Here is a 19,466-nt window from a genome sequence, read left to right as displayed (position 1 = left end):
GCCGTCAGCCGCAGCCGGGCAGCTGCTGCTTGGTCCACCGCTGCACGCCGCTCTGGTTGACCACGACGACCTCGTCGACTCGCTTGCAGAGGTCCGAGCCCGCTTTGCGGAACGTGGCGTCGAAATAGTCCCGGGCCGCCGCATGCGGATATCCCGCCGGCGCCTCCAGATAGAGCCACACCGCCCGGGAGCTTCCCGGCGGCGCGCCCTGCTGCAGCTCCTTCACCGCGCTCTGGAGATTCGTGCTGACCGAATCGCTGCTCACCGACTTGGTCTGGATCGCGACGGTCTGCCGGCCGGAGTGCACCAGCACATCGGCCCGGTACTTCTTGCCGTCGACCACCTCGGTCCCGTCGAGCGCCACCCGCGCTTGCGGATCCTGGCGCAGCATCGCGGCCGCGATCTGCAACTGCCGCCGCGAGCCCAGCTTCTCGTGCACCGGCGTTCCGGGCGCCCCGGTGTCGTACTCGAAAATGAGATTCTGCAGTTTCGGGTAGAGAATTTCGGGGTTCTCCAGGCGCCCGGAGCCGATCAGCTCACCGACCTCCGGCAAACCGCCGTAGGTCACCGTGTCCTCCATCGCCTGGACCGCTTTGTCGGCGTCGAAATGAGGTGCTTTCCGCATCGCGTCCAGGGCCAGCAACACCGTCGGCAACTGGCTGGGATCGAGCCCGCTCAGCAGTTCCGAGCGGCCGACGACGACGCCGTCCTCCTGCAGACGGCGCATCACTTTGAGATTCGGGCCGTGCAACTGCTCGGTGAAGACCTCGGCGCGATAGTCCGCGGAGACGTCCTGGTTGGTCGGCGCCGGGTTACGGAAACTCATTGTCGCGGTGGTCGCGATCGCTCCTGGTTGCAGCGTGCCGAGCGAGGTGACCTGGGTCTGCGTCATTCCCGGTGATACCGAGGCGACCACCGAGGCCTTGCCCGCGGCCGTCCCGGTGTTGGTCACCGTCACCGACCAGGTGCAGGTCGTCGTCCGGCAGGTGGTCGCATTGACCTCCACCTCGAAAGCCGGCCGTTTCGCCGTCGCGTTCTCCTCGACCACGGCGGCGTCCGGGAAATCGGCGACCTCGGCGTTCTCCGGCGGCGGATTCACCAGCGCGCTCACGTAGGGCGGCGTCGGCGGGGTCAGCTGCGACGACCGATAGTTGATCGGTTTACCCGGCTGGAGCGGGGCGATCGGCGCGCGATCCTGGACCGCACCGCCGAACCACACCAGCCGATGCGGCTCGGCGCTGCTGAACAGGAACGTCCAGCCGCCGCGCCGCAATCCGACCACCGGCTGCCCGGCGACGGTGCGCACGTCGGTGGCCGCCGTTCCGCCGCTGCGGACCCAGTCGATCATCCCGGCCAGGGAATCGGGTTGCAGGGCGGCTGTTTCGACCGGAAAGGCGAGGCCTTTCGGGCGTACCCAAACGCCTTGGAGAGCAGCGACCCGAGCGGCGTCGCGACGTGCCCACCAAGCCTTGTCCCCGCGGACCGCGGTGTCCGCGCGCGCAGCGCGGAAATCGGCCTTTCCGCCGCCCGCGTCGGTGAGCGTGCCCTGCGCGGTCCCACCCGCGGTGACGGTCAGATCGCCGGTCACGTCCAAACCGGTCTGGTCGAAGAAACTCACTTTGAGCGACGTGGCGTCCTGTCCGCGCAGAGCGGTCGCGGCCTGCGCCGCGGCGGCCTTCGGATCCGGTGACGAATCGGACCGGGTCTGCAGGTAAACGAGGCCGCCGGCGGCGGCGAGAACCACCAGCAACGCGATGCCGATCAGCAGGACATGTCGCCGAGGCGAGTCCGGGGGCGCTTCGATCGCGGTTTCGGTCGTTTGGGGTACGGCCGGAAGAACCATGTCGGGTACGTGCGGCGGCCGGCCGGGCGGCGCTTCCCAAGCACCCGGCGGCGGGGCCGGCTGGTGTCCCGGAACCGGCGAATAGACGGCCGGCGGCGGTGCGGGAACGGCCGGCGGCGGTGCATGAACGGCTGGCGGGGGTGCATGAACGGCCGGTGGCGGTGCATGAACGGCCGGTGCCTCCGGCGGATGTTCTCGCCGGGAGATGGTCTCGGCGCGCTGCCGGGGAACCTCCGGAACGGGGAGGGGCGGCGACTGAGGGACCTCGGGAGCGCCGAAGGGTGGCCGCCGCGGCGGCGAAGGAGTCGGCGGCGGCGCGACGGGCCGGGCGGAAGGTGGTGCCAAGGGCTGGGAGGCGGGCCCCGCGGGCCGAGTGACCGGCGGGGTGGCCGCTGAGCCCGGCGTCGGCGTGACGGGCCGTGTGGCGGGTGGCGCGGCCCAGGCAGGCGACGATCGTCCGGCCGACGGCGGAGCGTGCGGCGGCGGCGTGAGAGGCGCCGGTGCCTGCGGCGGGGGCGTCAGCGCTTCGGGCAGGCGCGGAGCGGGCGCGACAGGCTCCGGCCGGCGGGGTGCGGGAGCGGTCGGATCCGGAATGCGGGGCGCCCGACTGGTCGAGTCCGGACTGAGCGGCACCGGACTCGCCGAGTCCGGACGGTGCGGCGGGGTGGGAGGTTTCGCGGCCCGGGGCGGCGCCGCCGACGCCCACGGATTGGCCAGCCGGGTTGTCGTGACGGGTGGCGACTCCGCGGGTGGCGACGGCTCGGGCGGCGGCGAGGCCTGCCTCGGAACGGTCGGCCTCCGATGCTTGCCGGACGAACGACTGATCGGAGGAGCCGACGAACCCGAACGAGCGGGCAGGCCCGGAGGGGCCGGCGAGCCGGGAAGAGCAGACGAGCCCGGAGGGGCCGACGAGCCCGGAGGGGCCGACGAGTCCGGAGGGGCCGGCGAATCCGGAGGAGCCGGCGAACCCGGAGGAGCAGACGAGCCCGGAGGAGCAGACGAGCCCGGAGGGGCAGACGAAACCGTAGGGGGAGCGGGCACGGGGGGATCCGCGGACGACGGCGCGGGACCACCCTTGCTCGGCGGCGGCGTGTCCCACGGCCCCGGGCTCCGTGCCCGCTCCGCGTCGTTGCGCTCCGAATCCATCCATACCTCCCGTCCGTAACCGGACGGGACGATATTAGTGACGACGGCCGACAATCGCCCAGCGATTCAGGTATCTGGCACGTTCGCTGAACCGTGCGGGGTCGTCGGTGCCGGGTTAGGGTCGATCGCATGGGGGTGCGCACCTGGATCGAGGGCTGGCCGGTCTACCGGCAGCTCACCGGCACCGACCCACTGGGGCGCGGCGTCGCCGTCCAGAGTGCCCGCACCCGCGCGCTGACCGCCCGCACCGAGACCGCCGACTCGGTGGCCCGCTCGGTCTGCCCGTACTGCGCGGTCGGCTGCGGCCAGCGGATCTATGTGAAGGACGGCGAGGTCACCCAGATCGAGGGTGACCCGGACAGCCCGATCTCCCGGGGCCGCCTCTGCCCGAAAGGTTCGGCCAGCAAGAGCCTGGTCACCAGCGACCGCCGGCAGCGCACGGTGCTCTACCGCCGTCCCTACGGCACCGACTGGGAAGAGCTGGACCTGGACACCGCGATGGACATGATCGCGGACCGGGTCCTCAAGGCGCGCGCCGAGACGTGGGAGGACGCCGACGCCGAGGGCCACCCGCTGAACCGGACGATGGGCATCGCCAGCCTCGGCGGCGCCACCCTGGACAACGAAGAGAACTACCTGATCAAGAAGCTGTTCACCGCGCTGGGCGCACTGCAGATCGAGAACCAGGCGCGCATTTGACACTCCGCCACCGTTCCCGGTCTGGGAACCAGCTTCGGCCGTGGCGGGGCCACCGGATTCCTCCAGGATCTGGCGAACGCCGACTGCATCATCATCCAGGGCTCCAACATGGCGGAGGCCCACCCGGTGGGTTTCCAGTACGTCGTGGAGGCGAAGAACCGCGGCGCCAAGGTGATCCACATCGACCCGCGGTTCACCCGGACCAGCGCGCTCGCGCACAGCTACGTGCCGGTGCGGGCCGGGGCTGACATCGCGTTCCTGGGTGGGGTGATCAACTACATCCTGGCGAACGAGAAGGACTTCCGGGAGTACGTCGTGGCGTACACCAACGCGTCCATGATCGTGAGCGAGGAGTTCCAGGACACCGAGGACCTCGACGGGCTGTTCTCCGGCTACGACCCGGGCAACCGCGCCTATCACCAGGGCAGCTGGGCGTATCAGGGGCAGCACGACACTGCCCCGGACCATGAGCAGACACACATCGACCGGGAGACGGCCTCCGGCCTGGAGCAGGAGTCGCACGGCCCGCCGGTGCCCGCCGACGTGCCCCGCGATCCGACGCTGACCGACCCGCGCTGCGTCTACCAGATCCTCAAGCGGCACTACGCCCGGTACACCCCGGAGGTGGTGGAGCGGGTCTGCGGCGTGCCGCGGGACACGTTCCTCGAGGTCTGTGAGGCGTGGACGAGCAACTCCGGCCGGGAGCGCACCACCGCCCTGGTCTACTCGGTCGGCTGGACCCAGCACAGCGTCGGTGTGCAGTACATCCGCACCGGCGCGATCATCCAGCTGCTGCTGGGGAACATCGGCCGTCCGGGCGGCGGCGTGATGGCGCTGCGCGGGCACGCCAGCATCCAGGGCTCGACCGACATCCCGACCCTGTTCAACCTGCTGCCGGGCTACCTGCCGATGCCGCACCACACGCAGCACGAGACGTTCCGCCAGTGGGTGGACGCGATCCGGCACCCGGAGCAGAAGGGTTTCTGGGCCGAGGCCGAGGCCTACGCGGTCAGTCTGCTCAAGGCCTACTGGGGTGAGTCCGCGACCGCGGACAACGACTGGGGGTTCGGGTGGCTGCCCCGGCTCACCGGCGATCACGGTACGTATCAGCAGGTCCTCGACATGATCGACGGCAAGATCAAGGGGTACTTCCTGCTCGGCCAGAACCCGGCGGTCGGCTCCGCGCACGGCAAGGCCCAGCGGCTCGGCATGGCGAACCTGGACTGGCTGGTGGTCCGCGACCTGTTCATGATCGAGTCGGCGACGTTCTGGAAGGACGGCCCCGAGGTCGCCACCGGCGAGATCGTCCCCGAGGAGTGCCGGACCGAGGTGTTCTTCATGCCGGCCGCCTCGCACGCCGAGAAGGAGGGCACCTTCACCCAGACGCAGCGGCTGCTCCAGTGGCGCGAGAAAGCGCTGGACCCACCCGGCGACTGCCGCTCCGAGCTGTGGTTCTTCTCCCAGCTGGGCCGCATGGTGAAGGCCAAGCTGGCCGGCTCGACGCTGCCCCGCGATGCGGCCGTGCTCAAGCTGAACTGGGACTACGACCCGGAGGACGGCGAGAGCGTGCTCAGGGAGATCAACGGGTACGAGGTCGCCACCGGCAAGCCGCTGCCCAATTTCACCGCGCTCAAGGCCGACGGGTCGACCGCCTGCGGCTGCTGGATCTACTCGGGCGTCTTCAAGGACGGGGTGAACCAGGCGGCCCGCCGCAAACCCGGCCACGAGCAGGACTGGGTGGCCGCCGAGTGGGGCTGGGCCTGGCCGTCCGACCGCCGCACCCTCTACAACCGGGCCTCGGCGGACCCGGCGGGCAGGCCGTGGTCGGAGCGGAAGAAGTACGTCTGGTGGGACGCCGAGGCCGGCGAGTGGACCGGTTACGACGTGCCCGACTTCGAGAAGACGAAGGCGCCCGATTACCGCCCGCCGGAGGGCGCGTCCGGTGTCGCGGCGATCGCCGGCGACGACCCGTTCATCATGCAGGGCGACGGGAAAGGCTGGCTGTACGCGCCGAGCGGCCTGATCGACGGCCCGATGCCGACGCACTACGAGCCGGCCGAGTCGACCGTGCGCAACCCGCTGTACGGGCAGCAGGCGAACCCGACCCGCAAGACCTACGACCGCCCGGACAACCCGATCAACCCCACGTCCGACGTCTTTCCGTACGTCTTCAGCACCAGCCGCCTGACCGAGCACCACACCGCCGGTGGCATGAGCCGGCAGCTGGCGTACCTGTCCGAGCTGCAACCGGAGATGTTCGTCGAGGTCTCCCCGCAGCTGGCCGCCGAGCGCGAGCTGGAGCACCTCGGCTGGGCGCACGTCGTCACCGCCCGCGCCGCGATCGAGGCCCGGGTGCTGGTCACCGATCGGCTCCGGCCGTTGCGCGTCGACGGCCGGGTGCTGCACCAGATCTGGCTGCCCTACCACTGGGGCGGCTCCGGGCTGGTCACCGGCGACTCCGCGAACGACCTGATCGGGATCACCCTCGACCCGAACGTGCTGATCCAGGAGAGCAAGGTCGGGACGTGTGACATCCGGCCGGGCCGCCGGCCGCGGGGGCCGGAACTGCTCGCGTACGTCGCCGGGTACCGGAAACGGGCCGGCCTGGACACCGGGGAGCACTGAGGTGGGGAAGAACAGCCTGTACGGCCCGCTCGATCCGGCGCCCGACGCGGGGTATCCGGAGGCGCCGCCGCGGATGGGCTTCTTCACCGACACCAGCGTCTGCATCGGCTGCAAGGCGTGCGAGGTGGCCTGCAAGGAGTGGAACGCGGTGCCCGACGACGGGTTCCAGCTGCTCGGGCACTCCTACGACAACACGGGTGGGCTGAGCGCCGACTCGTGGCGGCACGTCGCGTTCATCGAGCAGCCGGCGGTCGCCGGGGACCGCGGGGCCGGTGCTCCGGGCGTACCCAAATCGGTTGATGTCTTCGCGGAGGCCGCGACCAGCGGCGGACCGCAATTCCTCGGGATGCCCGGACACGATCTTCCCGGACGCACGCCGGACGCGCCGCGCAGCGATTTCCGCTGGCTGATGATGTCCGACGTGTGCAAGCACTGCACGCACGCCGCCTGCCTGGACGTGTGCCCGACCGGCGCGCTGTTCCGCACCGAGTTCGGCACGGTCGTGGTGCAGGAGGACATCTGCAACGGGTGCGGGTACTGCATCCCGGCCTGCCCCTACGGCGTGATCGATCAGCGCAAGGACGACGGCCGGGCGTGGAAGTGCACGATGTGTTACGACCGGATCGGTGACGGCCTGACGCCGGCGTGCGCGAAGGCGTGCCCGACCCAGTCGATTCAATACGGTGAGCTGGACGAGTTGCGCGGGCGGGCACGGCACCGGGTGGAGAAACTGCACGAGCAGGGCGTGACCGAGGCTCGTCTCTACGGGCACGATCCGGACGACGGTGTCGGCGGGGACGGCGCCTTCTTCCTGCTCCTCGACGAGCCCGAGGTGTACGGCCTGCCGCCGGACCCGGTCGTCACCACGCGCGACCTGCCGCAGATGTGGAAACGTGCCGGACTGGCCGGACTCGCGATGGCCGCCGCGGTGGTCGTGTCGTTCCTGGGAGGGAAGCCGTGAAGGATCGGCCGATGGTGCCGGCAGCGGATTTCCGTTCCTATTACGGCCGGCCGATCGTGCGGCCCGCGGTCTGGACCCACGACATCGCGGCCTACCTGTTCACCGGGGGTCTCGCCGCGGGCTCCGCGATGCTGGCCGCCGGCGGTGACGCGACCGGGCGGCCCGCGCTGCGCCGCGCCGGCCGGCTGACCGCGCTCGCGGCGCTCGGCGCCAGCACCTACTTCCTGATCAACGACCTGGGCCGGCCGGACCGCTTCCACCACATGCTGCGGGTGGTCAAACCGACCTCGCCGATGTCGATGGGCACCTGGATCCTCAGCGCGTTCGGCGCCGCCGCCGGGATCTCGGCCGCCGCCGAGGTGGCCCCGCGGATCCCCGGGCTGCGGACGCTGGGGCGGGCCGGGCAGTACGGCGCGGCGGCCGTGGCGCCGGCCCTGGCCACCTACACCGCGGTGCTGCTCGCCGACACCGCCACGCCGAGCTGGCACGCGGCGTACCCGGAACTGCCGTTGATCTTCGGCGGCAGCGCGCTGGCCAGCGGCGCCGGTGTCGGGCTGCTCGCGGCGCCGGTGGCGCAGGCCGGGCCGGCCCGGCGGATGGCGGTGCTGGGCGCGGCGCTCGAACTTTACGGCGCCCATCGGGTCGAGACGAGCAAAGGCGTTTTGAGTGAACCGTACGCCCAGGGCCGCCCCGGCCGGCTGTTGCGTGCCGGGCGCGTCCTGACCGCGGCCGGGGTGGCCGGCGCGGTGCTCGGCCGGCGCAGCCGGGTGGTCTCGGCGCTGTCCGGCTTGTCGCTGCTCACCGCGTCGCTCGCCACCCGGTTCGGGATCTTCGAGGGTGGGGTCGCGTCGGCGGTGGATCCGAAGTACACGGTGGTACCACAGCGCCATTCCGGGAAAATCGCTTAAATCTCGCTCGAAGCTGCATTTCTCCTGGAATACCCGGAGGGAAACTCCTGGCGTGGGTTCGGTACGCTGCGGTCCTGGTCGATGGATTGCCCGTCGCCCACGGGGGAGGAAATGGACATGACGGATCGATGCAGTCGCGCTGAACGCCATTGATCGTTCTAAAATTGTTGACTATTCGCGTTGGTCGATCTGTTATCCGTCGAACCCTGTCCGCACGTCTTCAGCTCGGGGGAGCACTATGACCCAGCCGCCGTCGGGTTGGCAACCACCACAGCCGCCGCCGTCCGGTGACGGGCAGCCGCCGCAGGTGCCGCGTCAGCCGCAGCCCCAGTCCGCATCCGAACCGGAGCCGCCGACCACACCGACGCCGGCGGAGCAGCCGGCCGAGCCGGTGTCCGCCGACCAGCCGACCGCGCCGGTGTCCGCCGAGCCGCCGACCGCCCCGGTGTCCGCCGCCCCGGTTTCTGCCGCCCCGGTCTCTTCCGAGCCGCCGGCCGCGCCGAAGTCCGCTGAGCCGCAGACGCCCGCCGAGCCTCCGACCACCGCGCTGTCGGCCGAGCCGCCGACCGCCCCGGTGTCCGCCGCCCCGGTGTCCGCCGGGCCGTCGGCCACGCCGACGCCCGCCGAGCCGCCGACCACGGCGTTGCCGGCCGAGCCGCCGACCGCCCCGGTCTCCGCCGCCCCGGTCTCCGCCGAGCCGTCGACCACGCCGACGCCCGCCGAGCCGCCGACCACAGCGTTGCCGGCCGAGCCACCGGCCACACCGGCTGATGTGGACCCGCCGACGACGGCATTCCCGCCGCCGCCGGCCTGGACCCAGCAGCCGCCCTCTCCGGAGCAGGGCTGGCCGCAGCATCCCGCGCCGCAGCCGCCTCAGCCCGGCTGGCAGCCCCCGCCGCCGCAGCAGCCGGGCTGGCAGCAGCCGTCCCAGGGCTGGCCCCAGCAGCCGGCTCAGCCGCAGCCCGGTTGGCCCCAGCCCGGTCAGCCCCAGCCCGGTCAGGCTCAGTCCGGTTGGCCCCAGCAGCCCGGTCAGCCGCAGCCTGGTCAGCCGCAGCCCGGTCAGCCGCAGCCTGGTCAGCCGCAGCCCGGTTGGCCCGCGCCCGGACAGCCGCAGCCCGGTCAGCAGCAGGGCTGGCCGCCGCCGCCCCAGCAGCCGGGCTGGCCGCAGCAACCGCAGCAGCAGCAGCCGGGCTGGCCGCCCCAGCCGCAGCAGGGCTGGCAGGCCCCGATGGCCCCGCCGATGCCGCCGCCCCCGCCGAAAGAGCCGAAGAAGGCCGACAAGATCGCCGTCGCGATCGCCAACGCGTCGTTCCTGAGCATCGGCTACTTCATGATGCGCCGGGTCGGCCTGGGCCTGATCACCCTGCTGGCCAGCTTCATCCTGCTGTTCTTCGTCGTCCCGTCGGTGCACACCGTGCTGATCGAGATCGTCGTCGTGCTCTGGTGGGCCGCGATGATCGCGCACGGCTACTTCCTGGCCAAGGGCCCGGTCGAGCCGGCCGCCAGGCTCCGCCAGCGGATCGTCGGCGGCGCGGCCGCCGCGGTCGTGCTGCTGGTGCTCGGCCTGCTGCGGGTGCAGGCCGGCAGCATCGGTCAGACCGTCACCGACGCGAAGGCCAGCGGCGACTGCAAGCACGCCATGGAGAGCCTGGACAAGGTGTGGCTCGGCCTGCGGATGGCCGACGCTCCCCTGGCCGCCGAGGGTGACGACACGGTCAAGGCCTGCCGTCAGCTGACCGAGGCCGGCGAGACGCTCACCTCCGGCGTCACCGAGGCCGACATCACCGAGCTGAACACCGGCTTCAACCAGATCAACACGGTGCTGGCCACGCTGCCCGGGCACGAGAAGATGGCCGACGCGGTCGTCGACAAGTTCATGACCCAGCTGCCGGCCAAGGACGGCTGCGACACGGCGACGATCATGGATTGGCTGGCGAAGCGGCCGAAGACCAGCAACACCCTGGACCGCACCGCCGACCTGGTGCCCCAGCAGGAGCCGGCCGCGTTGCTCAGCTGCGGCGACTCGTTCATGGCGCTCAGCGCGTGGACCGACGCCCGGGGTGTCTACCAGCACCTGATCGACGCGTACCCGAACGACGCCGGCAAGGCGAAGGCGCAGGAGGGCATCGCCAAGGCCAACCTCCAGATCGAGCTGAAGACGGTCAAGGAGAAGCTGGCCACCGGCAGCGGCAGCAGCAATCCGACGTATTGCAGCAGCCCGTCGAAGTACAGCGCGGCCAAGCCGTACGGCAAGGGCACCAACCGGGCGCTGTTCTACGGCAACTCCGGGCAGTCCGGCGTGCTGCCGAAGACCTGGTCGGCCGGCGACGTCACGAACGCGACCCTGGTGGTCTGCATCGGCGCCGACGCGCAGGGTTCCTCGGTGCAGACGTGCAGCTATCGGAGCAACTACGGGTCCGGCCCGAGCTACAAGGTGACGTTCCACAAGGTCAAGGTGTCGGTCAAGGCGATCGAGATCCGCACCGCCCGAGTGGTCTACAGCGGCACGATGCAGTTCGGCGGGTCCGCCTGCCCGGAGACGGTGCACTACCAGTCGGCGTTCGGCACCGACCTCGGGCCGCCGCGTCACATGGACGTCGACGTCAGCAAGTCCGACGTGACGAAGCAGTTCCAGAAACTGATCGTCAAGTAAGCGCGGGACAGGAGCGCCACCCGGCCGAGCACGACGGCCGGGTGGCGCTTTCTCGTCATGCGGATCAAAACCGCTTTTCGGTACGCCCGGAGCACGGTCTCCGGTCCACCCGCCGGGGACCGTGCTCCGGGCGTACCGAAAGCGTTTCAGCGGACCGTGAGCGTGATGCCCTCCCGGGCCGGGAGCAGTTCGCCGATGATCGGATATCCGGGGACCTCGCCGGCGATCAGCAGGCCGCCGGACGTCTGCGCGTCGGCGAGCAGCAGCAACTCGTCCTCCGTGAGGGCGCCGGTGTCGAGGTGCGGGCGGACCCAGTCGAGGTTACGGCGGGTGCCACCACTGACGTAGCCGTCGGCGAGTGCCTGGCGGGCGCCGTCGAGGTAGGGGACGGCGGCCGCGTCGACGCGCGCGGTGACGCCGCTGGCGCGGGCGAGCTTGTGCAGGTGGCCCAGGAGACCGAAACCGGTCACGTCGGTCGCGCCGCGGGCACCGGCCGCCAGGGCGGCGGTGGAGGCGGCCCGGTTCAGCTCTGTCATCGTGGCGACGGCCTGCGGGAACACCTCGCCGGTCTGCTTGTGCCGGGAGTTGAGCACGCCGATGCCGAGCGGCTTGGTCAGGGTGAGCGGCAGGCCGGGGCGGGCGGCGTCGTTGCGCAGCAGGCGGTCCGGGTCGGCGATCCCGGTGACCGCCATGCCGTACTTCGGCTCCGGGTCGTCGACGCTGTGCCCGCCGGCCACGTGGCAACCCGCCGCCCGGGCCACGTCCAGGCCGCCGCGCAGCACCTCGGCGGCCAGCTCCATCGGGAGCACGTCGCGGGGCCAGCCGAGCAGGTTCACCGCGACGACCGGGGTGCCGCCCATGGCGTAGACGTCGGAGAGCGCGTTGGCGGCCGCGATCCGGCCCCAGTCGTAGGCGTCGTCGACGACCGGGGTGAAGAAGTCCGCGGTGGCCACCACCGCGGTGCCGCCGGCGATCCGGACGACCGCGGCGTCGTCGCCACCGTCCACACCGACCAGCAGATCCGCGTTGGCGTCCGGCTGCGCGCCGCTCAGACCGGAAACGATCTGCTCCAGTTCACCGGGAGGGATCTTGCAGGCGCAACCGCCACCGTGCGCATACTGCGTCAGACGCGTCATAACGACACACACTATGACGGCAAGCTTCGGCTACGGTGATCACGGAGGCGTTCAGGCGGCTGGTGCTCCTCGCGGTCTTCAACACCGACGTGACCCGGTATCCGGGTCAGGCGGGTTCGATTCCCGTCCGCCTCCGTTCATCACCCGGGAGGTCTGTCGCCGCCACGGCATTCGTCTCCTTCGCGGCACGGGAGGTCTGCGTGGATCGGCGACGGGACATTCCCCGGACGGACGTGGTGCTGGCCGATCCCCGGCTGCGGGCCGCGACGGAGCGGCTCGGGCGGGAGCCGGTCAAGGCCGCCGTCCACGCCGCTCAGCAGCGGGCGCGGGCCGGGAAGCTGGCCCCGGAGGACGTGACGGACGCGGCCGTGGCGGGCCTGCCGGGCACCGCCGGTGGCCTGCGGCCGGTGCTCAACGCCACCGGCGTCGTGCTGCACACGAACCTCGGCCGGGCTGCCCTTTCATCCGCGGCGGTCGATGCGATCGTGGCGGCGAGCGGGGCCACCGACGTCGAGCTCGATCTGAGCAGCGGCAAACGGGCGCGCCGTGGGCGTACCGCGCTCGCCGCCCTGGCCGCCGCCGTCCCCCGGGCCGAGGCGGTGCACGTGGTCAACAACGGCGCGGCCGCCCTGGTGCTGGCCGCCACCGCGCTCGCCGCCGGTCGCGAGATCGTCGTCAGCCGCGGTGAGATGGTCGAGATCGGCGACGGGTTCCGCCTGCCCGACCTGCTGGAGTCGACCGGGGCGCGGCTGCGCGAGGTGGGCACGACCAACCGCACGTCGCCCGCGGACTATGCGGCGGCGGTGGGGCCGGAGACCGGGTTCATCCTCAAGGTGCATCCGTCGAACTTCGTGGTGCGCGGCTTCACCAGCGCCGCCCCGGTGCGGTCGCTGACCGGGTTCGGTGTGCCGGTGGTGGTGGACATCGGTTCCGGGCTGCTGGCGGCCGATCCGCTGCTGCCGGACGAGCCGGACGCCGCCGGGACCCTGCGCGACGGCGCGGACCTGGTGATCGCGAGCGGGGACAAGCTGCTCGGTGGCCCGCAGGCCGGGCTGCTGCTGGGCTCGGCGGCGCTGGTCGAGCGGCTGCGGCGGCATCCGCTGGCGCGCGCGTTGCGGGTGGACAAGCTCACCCTCGCCGCGCTGGAGGCGACCGTCGCCGGGCCGGTGCCGCCGACCTGGCAGGCGCTGCGCTACGACCCCGAGGAGCTGCGGGAACGCACGGTTCGCCTGTGCGCGCGGCTGGACCGTGCCGGGGCCGAGGTGATCCCGTCGGTCGCGGTCGTCGGTGGCGGGGGCGCGCCGGAACTCCAGCTCGCGTCGTGGTCACTGTCGCTGCCATTGGCGTACGCCGAGCCGCTGCGTCACGCGGATCCCCCCGTCGTCGGCCGGGTCGAACGGGGGCGCCTGCTGCTCGACCTGCGGTGCGTACCGTCCGCGGCCGACGAGCTGGTGCTGCGCGCGATCCTGGCGGCGGGGGACTGAACCATGTGTGTAGTGGTTGTTGCCGCGTTCGCCTCGTTCGTCGCGTCGGCCCCGTCGGCCCGTTGGGCCGCGTGCGTTGTCTTCGCCCTGTCCGCCCCGTGGGCCCGGCGGGCAGTGTGGGCCGCGTGCGCCGGCCTGGCCTCCGCGGTTTCCTCTGCCTTGGCGGCGTCCTCCTTTGCCGCGTTCGCCTCTTCCGCGGCTGCTGGGGAGCTGGTCTGACGATGCATGTGGTGGCCACCGCGGGGCACGTCGATCACGGGAAGTCGACGCTGGTCCGGGCGTTGACCGGGATGGAGCCGGACCGGTGGGCGGAGGAGCGGCGGCGGGGGATGACCATCGACCTCGGGTTCGCCTGGACGGCGCTGGGGTCGGGGGAGACGGTCGCGTTCGTGGACGTGCCGGGGCATGAGCGGTTCGTGCCGAACATGCTGGCCGGGGTCGGGCCGGTGCCGGCCGCGATGATCGTGGTGGCGGCGGACGAGGGGTGGATGCCGCAGTCGGCGGAACATCTGGCGGCGCTGGACGCGCTCGGGGTCAAGCATGGGCTGCTGGTGGTGAGCCGGGCGGACCTGGCGGATCCGCGGGCGGCCACGGCGGCGGCGCTGGCGGAAATCGCGGAGACCTCGCTCGGGCGGGTCGAGGCGGTGGCGGTCAGCGGGGTGACCGGTGCGGGGATCGATGAGGTGCGGGCCGCGCTGGATCGCCTGGTCGGACGACTGCCGACGGCGGACGCGGGTGGGGCGGTGCGGCTCTGGATCGATCGGGCGTTCACGATCCGGGGCGCGGGGACGGTGGTCACCGGGACGCTCGGGGCGGGGGTTCTGCGCGCCGGGGACGAGCTGGAGCTGGCCGGGAGCGGGCGGATCGTCCGGGTGCGCGGGTTGCAGAGCCTCGGGCAGGCGGTGGCCGAGGCGGGCGCCGTGGCCCGGGTGGCGGTGAACCTGCGCGGGGTGGAGAAAGAGCTGGTCGGGCGGGGAGAGGCGCTGCTGACGCCGGGGCGGTTCCGGAGCACCGACGTGGTCGACGTGCGGGTGCGCGGGGACGCGGTGGCGGCGCTGCCGGAGACGGTGACGCTGCACGTGGGGTCGGCGGCGGTGCCGGTGCGGGTGCGGCCGTTGGGGGTGGACACGGCCCGGCTGCGGTTGGGCCGGGCGTTGCCGCTGCGGATCGGGGACCGGGCGCTGCTGCGGGATCCCGGGCGGCACCACGTGGCCGGCGGGGTGACCGTGCTCGACGTCGCGCCACCGAGCCTGCGGCGGCGGGGATCGGGGGCGGCCCGCGCGGCCGAACTGGCCGAGATGGACGGAAGCCCCGACCTGGTCGGCGAACTGCGGCGACGCCGATTGATCCAGCGCGACGACCTGCTCCGGATGGGCTTCGCCGAGTCGTTGCCCGGCCGTGCGGCGAGTACCTCCCGGACGGCCCGCTCCGCGGCGGTCTTGGCGGCGGATCCTGGGCCTGCCGGGCAGGCGGCGAATGCTGCGGTCGTGGCGGTCGTGGTGGGGGACTGGTTCGTGGATCCCGGCTACTGGGCGGCCCTGGGGGCGCGGCTCGTCGCCGAGGCGACAGACTATGTCGCGAAAAATCCTTTGGAAACGGGCGTTCCGGTGGAGACGATGCGGCATCGGCTCGGGCTGCCGGATCGGCGACTTGTCGAGGCGCTAGTGGAGGCACCGATGAGCTTGCAGGGCGGGCGGATCGGGCCTGCGGCCTCGGGAATGCCTGCGGCCCCGGGAATGCCTGCGGCTCCGGGAGGGACTGCGGGTTCGGTGGGGGCGCTGCGGGAGGCGGTTCGGGCGGCGTTTGATGTCGAGCGGCCGTTTGTGGCGCCGGAGAGTGGGCGGCTGGCGGAGCTGGGGATCGGGGTTCGGGAGATCGGGGCGGCGGTTCGGCTCGGGCTGGTGGTGCAGCTGGCGCCTCAGGTGGTGCTTCCCGCCGATGGGCCGGGGCGGGCCGCGGCGATTCTGGCGGAGTTGCCGCAGCCGTTCAGTGTGAGTGAGGCTCGGCAGGCACTCGGGACCAGTCGCCGGGTCGCCGTGCCGCTGTTGGAGCTGCTGGACCGGACCGGTGTCACGCAGCGGGGGGCGGGCGATCGGCGTACCGTCAAGCGTCTTTGATCTTGTCGGCCCGGCCTCGGGCGGCCTCGACGGTGTAGCGGGTCGCGGAGTCGGCCAGTTTGGCGAGAGCGGCCTGGACCAGGTCGATGCCGAGGACGTCGGCCAGCCGCACCAGATAGATGGTGACGTCGCCGATCTCCGCCCGAACCCGTGGCCCGAGCTCCGGGTCGGCCATCACCTGCGCCGACTGCTCCGGGGTCAGCCACTGGAGCTCGGCGAGCAGCTCGCCGACCTCGCCGGCCAGGGCCATCGCCAGGTTCTTCGGGGTGTGGAACTGCTGCCAGTCCCGCTCGTGCGCGAAGGCGCGCACCCGTTCGGTCAGGTCCTCGACGTTCGGCACGACCGACGATCGTAGCCGTCAGCCGACGGCGACGGCGGGAGGGCCGTCGCCGTGGGCCGAGGTCAGGCGGTTGCCGGGGACTTGCGCAGGGCGTTGCTCTTGAGCTGCTCGAACTCGGCGGCGCTGATGGTGCCCGCGTCGAGCAGTTCCTTGGCGGCCGCGATCTCGCCGGCCGCGCCGGACGCCTGGGCCGGGGCCGGGGTGGCCACCTGCCGGATGTAGGCCTCCTGGCGCTTCTGCGACTCCACCGCGGCCTGCATCGAGCGCTCGGTCATGCCGTTGCCGCGGGCGATCAGGTAGACCAGCATCGCGATCACCGGCAGGAAGATCAGGAAGAGGGTCCAGAGGGTCTTTCCCAGGCCGCCCAGGTCCTTGCTCCGGAACAGGTCACCGAAGATCCAGAACAAGCACATGAACCAAGCCAGGAAGATGAAGAATTCCAGTGTTGCCAGCAGGAACGATCCGTTGTTATCGAACATGGACACAGTGCACCGCTCGACGGTCACCCTCTACCTCATCCGCAACGGACCATTTCTGTCCTGGAGTCGGGTGATGAACGTCGATGAGGCGCGGAATCGGCTCGCGGTGCGCGAGGTCAGCAAGGGCGTCCGGGATCAGGGGCGGTATCACCACTTCCGGCTGGACCGCGCCTGACATGTTGATCCACGCCGCGCTCGGGGAAGCCGCCGGTGGCCCGTTCATCCTCCACGAAGGAGAAGTCGCGGGGTGCAAGACCATGAACCTGAGCTGATGCCGTAAGCCTGTGGGTCTGAGCGGGTTTGGGGTTCGGTGAGCACCCGCAGACGGTGAAAGCATCCCAGGTGCCAGGGGTGTCAAGCGGCTTGGCCCCGTCCCGCGTCTGCCCAGGGCGCTGGGGCAGCCGGGAAGTGTCCGGCTGGTCCTGGTGGCCCTATCCGGGCATGGGTTAGGGCGGTGGGGGCCAGCCGGGGGGTGTCGGGCTGGTCCTGGTGGCCCTATCTGGGGACGGGTTAGGGCGGTGGGGGCCAGCCGGGGGGTGTCGGGCTGGTGTTGGTGGCCCTATTCGGGGGTTGGATAGGGCGGTGGGGGGCAGCTGGGGGTTGATCTCCGGGAGCAGCGGCGGACAGTGAAGAGGGCGGCGATTGGTTTGGACGCGTCAGCGGCCAGATCGCCGGCCTCGGCCCGCGCGGGAGCGTGCGGTCTGTAGAACGCTGGGCGCGCGTAGATGAAGATTTTGAAGGGTGGTGGGGTGAGAGCGCGGGGGAGCAAGAAAATGATCTCTTGTAGGCTCCGCCTGGTGGACACAGGGGATCGCTCGATGGATGAGTCCGAGTTGCGTGCGGACCGTACCCAGGAGATGTTTCTTCCCGCGGTGGTGAAGCCGGTGCCGCCGCAGCATGGCGGGGCCGAGGTGATCGAGGTCGCGGCCTATCGCGGGGACACCGTTTTCGAGCGCGAGGTGATCGAGAAGCTGGCCGCCGCCGCGGCGCGGTCGGTGCCCGGGGTGGCCGAGCTCGGTGGGGACGTGGCGCGGTTCTTCAACTCGGTGCTCGACAAGGTCGGCCTGGACAAGGTCGGCGACGCGACGCGCGGGGTTACGGCCAAGGTGGACGGCATCGACGTGGACATCACCGTGGTGCTCTGCCTGCGGGCCGGCGAGGTGATGTCCGAGGTGACCAGCGAGGTGCGCGGCCGGGTGATCGAGGCGGTGGAGAAGTACGGCGTGCACGTCAGCAACTGCACGGTCAAGGTCGACGACATCCTGATGGCCTGAGCGTGCTCCAGCACGAGCTGATCCGGCGGGTCGGCGAGCTCTGCCGGGGTGACGACGACCTGGTGGCGGCGCTGACCTATGGGTCGTTCCCGGCCGGGGAGGCGGACGAGCACAGCGACATCGAGTTCTGGCTGTTCTTCGGTTCGGCGCAGCCCAATCCGGTGGGGTGGCTGGAAATGATCGCCCCGTTCCGGCACGTGGTGGTCAACGAGTTCGGGTCGCACGTGGTGTTCTTCCCGGGGCTGGTGCGCGGGGAGTTCCACTTCGCCACGGCGGACGAGATCGGGTCGGTGCGGACGTGGCCGGCTCGCAGCGCGGACCTCGGCCGGATGATCGTGGTGGATCGGACCGGGGAGTTGCGGGCCGCGCTGGCGTCGCTGCCCTCGTCACCGGAGCTGCCGGATCCGGCGGAGCTGTGTGGGCGGTTCGCGAACTGGCTCGTGCTCGCGCACCGGGTGGCGCAGCGCGGAGAGTTGCTGCGGGCGGTGGACGCGCTGGGGCAGGTGCAGCGTCATCTGCTGTGGATGGTGCGGCTCGCCGAGGGGCGGACGGAGCACTGGCTGACGCCGTCCCGGGCGGCGGAGGAGGAGTTGCCCGGGCCGGTGGTGGCGGCGCTGGGCCGGGCTACGGCCTCGGCGGCGGATCCCGGGGCGGTGCGGGAGGCGATCGCGGCGGCGTGGGGCTGCGGGGCGGGGTATTGGCGGCGGCTGGTGGATGCGGTTCCGGAGGAGCTCTTCGCGGACCTGACCGTTTTGTCGATGGGCGCCCAGCGCCACGACTAGTGCGGCGGGGCGGTGCTCTCGCGGATCACCAGGCTGGTGGTCATCTCGACGTACGGGGTGGTCAGGGGCTCGCCACGGACCAGCGACAGCAGGGCGCCGGCCGCGTATCCGCCCATGTCGCGCAGCGGCTGGCGGACCGTGGTCAGCGGCGGTGACGCCCAGCTCGCGCCGGGCAGGTCGTCGAAACCGACGACGCTGAGCCGCTCCGGGATCGGGATCCGCCGCCGCCGGGCCGCCTCGTAGACGCCGAGCGCCATCCGGTCACAGGAGGCGAAGATCGCGGTCGGCCGGTCCGCCCGGTCCAGCAGCCGGAGCCCGGCGGCCAGCGCCGAGCCGAAGTCGAAGTTGCCGTGTTCGACCAGGTCCGGCCGGTACGCGACACCGCCCTCGTCGAGCGCGGCCCGATAACCGTCGAGGCGGGTCCGGCTGCACCGCAGGTTCGGGGCACCGGCGATCATCGCGATCCGCCGGTGCCCCAGGCCGAGCAGGTGCCGGGTGGCGCTGCGCCCGCCGGCCCAGTTGGCCGCGTCGACCGTGGGGATCTCCGCGGACACCGGGCTCGCCGGGTCGAGCGCGACGACCGGCACGTTCAGGCTGCTCAGCGCGGTCCGCATGGCATCGGTCCCGCTCTGCGCGGCCAGGATCACCCCGTCGGTGCGACCGCCCCGCAACCGGCGCAGCAGCTGGCCGGTCGCGTCGCCGCCGCCCCACAGGGTGTTCACCACGATCCCGACGCCGGCCGCCGAGGCCGCCGCCTCGATGCCGCGGATGTGCTCGGTCTCCCAGGCGCAGGTGATCTCCGGGAAGACGACGTCGATCAGGGCCGAGTGCTGCGCGTGCCGGGCCCGGTAACCCCGCTCGCGCAGCAGGCCCTCGACCCGCTCGCGGGTCCTGGGGGAGACGCCGTCCCGCCCGTTCAGCACCCGGGAGACGGTGGGGACGGACACGCCGGCGGCCTGAGCGATCGCCACCATGGTCACCCGTTCGGAGGTCATGACCGACCATCTTCCATGGACGGT

The 19,466-nt window shown here is 71.9% G+C and carries 14 protein-coding genes, 1 tRNA gene and 1 pseudogene; 10 read left to right on the top strand and 6 right to left on the bottom strand.

What is annotated here, in order from left to right:
• Positions 1-4 precede the first annotated feature (4 nt).
• The gene (locus tag Aiant_RS08555) at positions 5-1,843 is read right to left on the bottom strand and encodes a hypothetical protein (protein ID WP_189332549.1); all 1,839 of its coding nucleotides are present in this window, start codon (positions 1,841-1,843) and stop codon (positions 5-7) included.
• 1,275 nt (positions 1,844-3,118) lie between these two features.
• Here Aiant_RS08555 and fdh point away from each other — a divergent pair.
• From fdh to nrfD, 3 genes and pseudogenes are all read left to right on the top strand, one after another.
• Positions 3,119-6,295 (top strand): annotated as a pseudogene (gene fdh, locus Aiant_RS08550) (formate dehydrogenase); the annotation flags it as partial.
• 19 nt (positions 6,296-6,314) lie between these two features.
• Complete coding sequence (locus Aiant_RS08545; RefSeq protein ID WP_189332552.1) at positions 6,315-7,274, top strand: 4Fe-4S dicluster domain-containing protein; 960 nt, start codon at positions 6,315-6,317, stop codon at positions 7,272-7,274.
• A gap of 11 nt (positions 7,275-7,285) precedes the next feature.
• Positions 7,286-8,182: an NrfD/PsrC family molybdoenzyme membrane anchor subunit gene (gene nrfD / locus Aiant_RS08540; protein ID WP_189332553.1), complete on the top strand. Its 897-nt coding sequence runs from the start codon at positions 7,286-7,288 to the stop codon at positions 8,180-8,182.
• 315 nt (positions 8,183-8,497) lie between these two features.
• On the opposite strand, the gene Aiant_RS08535 is transcribed toward nrfD, so the two are convergent.
• Complete coding sequence (locus tag Aiant_RS08535; protein ID WP_189332554.1) at positions 8,498-8,944, bottom strand: hypothetical protein; 447 nt, start codon at positions 8,942-8,944, stop codon at positions 8,498-8,500.
• Between the two features lie 466 nt (positions 8,945-9,410).
• Between Aiant_RS08535 and Aiant_RS08530 the strand changes: the two genes are divergently transcribed.
• Positions 9,411-10,835 carry a tol-pal system YbgF family protein gene (locus Aiant_RS08530; protein WP_189332555.1) on the top strand — a complete coding sequence of 475 codons (1,425 nt, stop codon included), beginning with the start codon at positions 9,411-9,413 and terminating at the stop codon, positions 10,833-10,835.
• A 146-nt stretch (positions 10,836-10,981) separates the two neighbouring features.
• Here Aiant_RS08530 and selD read toward each other — a convergent pair whose 3' ends face one another.
• Positions 10,982-11,971, bottom strand: a complete 990-nt coding sequence (gene selD, locus Aiant_RS08525; protein ID WP_189332556.1) for a selenide, water dikinase SelD — start codon at positions 11,969-11,971, stop codon at positions 10,982-10,984.
• A 43-nt stretch (positions 11,972-12,014) separates the two neighbouring features.
• On the opposite strand from selD, the gene Aiant_RS08520 reads away from it, so the two are divergent.
• The 3 genes from Aiant_RS08520 to selB all read left to right on the top strand — a co-directional run bounded on the left by Aiant_RS08520 (position 12,015) and on the right by selB (position 15,572).
• Positions 12,015-12,107 (top strand) — tRNA-Sec (locus Aiant_RS08520).
• A 64-nt stretch (positions 12,108-12,171) separates the two neighbouring features.
• On the top strand, positions 12,172-13,455 hold the full coding sequence (gene selA / locus Aiant_RS08515; RefSeq protein WP_189332557.1) for an L-seryl-tRNA(Sec) selenium transferase: 1,284 nt from the start codon (positions 12,172-12,174) through the stop codon (positions 13,453-13,455).
• Between the two features lie 221 nt (positions 13,456-13,676).
• Positions 13,677-15,572, top strand: a complete 1,896-nt coding sequence (selB, locus tag Aiant_RS08510) for a selenocysteine-specific translation elongation factor (RefSeq protein ID WP_189332558.1) — start codon at positions 13,677-13,679, stop codon at positions 15,570-15,572.
• Here selB and Aiant_RS08505 read toward each other — a convergent pair.
• Together Aiant_RS08505 and Aiant_RS08500 are read right to left on the bottom strand one after the other, a co-directional pair.
• Positions 15,559-15,912 carry a nucleotide pyrophosphohydrolase gene (locus Aiant_RS08505; RefSeq protein WP_189332559.1) on the bottom strand — a complete coding sequence of 118 codons (354 nt, stop codon included), beginning with the start codon at positions 15,910-15,912 and terminating at the stop codon, positions 15,559-15,561. The two genes, selB and Aiant_RS08505, sit on opposite strands and share 14 nt — an antisense overlap.
• A gap of 62 nt (positions 15,913-15,974) precedes the next feature.
• The gene (locus tag Aiant_RS08500; RefSeq protein WP_189332560.1) at positions 15,975-16,391 is read right to left on the bottom strand and encodes an SHOCT domain-containing protein; all 417 of its coding nucleotides are present in this window, start codon (positions 16,389-16,391) and stop codon (positions 15,975-15,977) included.
• Here Aiant_RS08500 and Aiant_RS08495 point away from each other — a divergent pair.
• The 3 genes from Aiant_RS08495 to Aiant_RS08485 all read left to right on the top strand — a co-directional run bounded on the left by Aiant_RS08495 (position 16,390) and on the right by Aiant_RS08485 (position 18,447).
• Positions 16,390-16,566 (top strand): hypothetical protein, encoded by a 177-nt coding sequence (locus Aiant_RS08495; protein ID WP_189332561.1) that lies wholly within the window; start codon positions 16,390-16,392, stop codon positions 16,564-16,566. The genes Aiant_RS08500 and Aiant_RS08495 overlap by 2 nt on opposite strands.
• 643 nt (positions 16,567-17,209) lie before the next feature.
• Complete coding sequence (locus Aiant_RS08490) at positions 17,210-17,665, top strand: Asp23/Gls24 family envelope stress response protein (RefSeq protein WP_189332562.1); 456 nt, start codon at positions 17,210-17,212, stop codon at positions 17,663-17,665.
• Positions 17,666-17,667: 2 nt separating this feature from the next.
• Positions 17,668-18,447 carry a nucleotidyltransferase domain-containing protein gene (locus Aiant_RS08485; protein ID WP_189332563.1) on the top strand — a complete coding sequence of 260 codons (780 nt, stop codon included), beginning with the start codon at positions 17,668-17,670 and terminating at the stop codon, positions 18,445-18,447.
• Here Aiant_RS08485 and Aiant_RS08480 read toward each other — a convergent pair.
• A complete protein-coding gene (locus Aiant_RS08480; RefSeq protein WP_189332564.1) occupies positions 18,444-19,442 on the bottom strand; it encodes a LacI family DNA-binding transcriptional regulator in 999 nt (332 codons plus the stop codon). The genes Aiant_RS08485 and Aiant_RS08480 overlap by 4 nt on opposite strands.
• Positions 19,443-19,466: the final 24 nt, after the last annotated feature.

The organism is Actinoplanes ianthinogenes (genome assembly GCF_018324205.1).
In the GTDB taxonomy this organism is placed as follows: Bacteria; Actinomycetota; Actinomycetes; order Mycobacteriales; family Micromonosporaceae; genus Actinoplanes; species Actinoplanes ianthinogenes.
The sequence above is the reverse complement of the archived record's forward strand: the minus strand, read 5'-3'. Positions and strand labels throughout refer to the sequence as shown.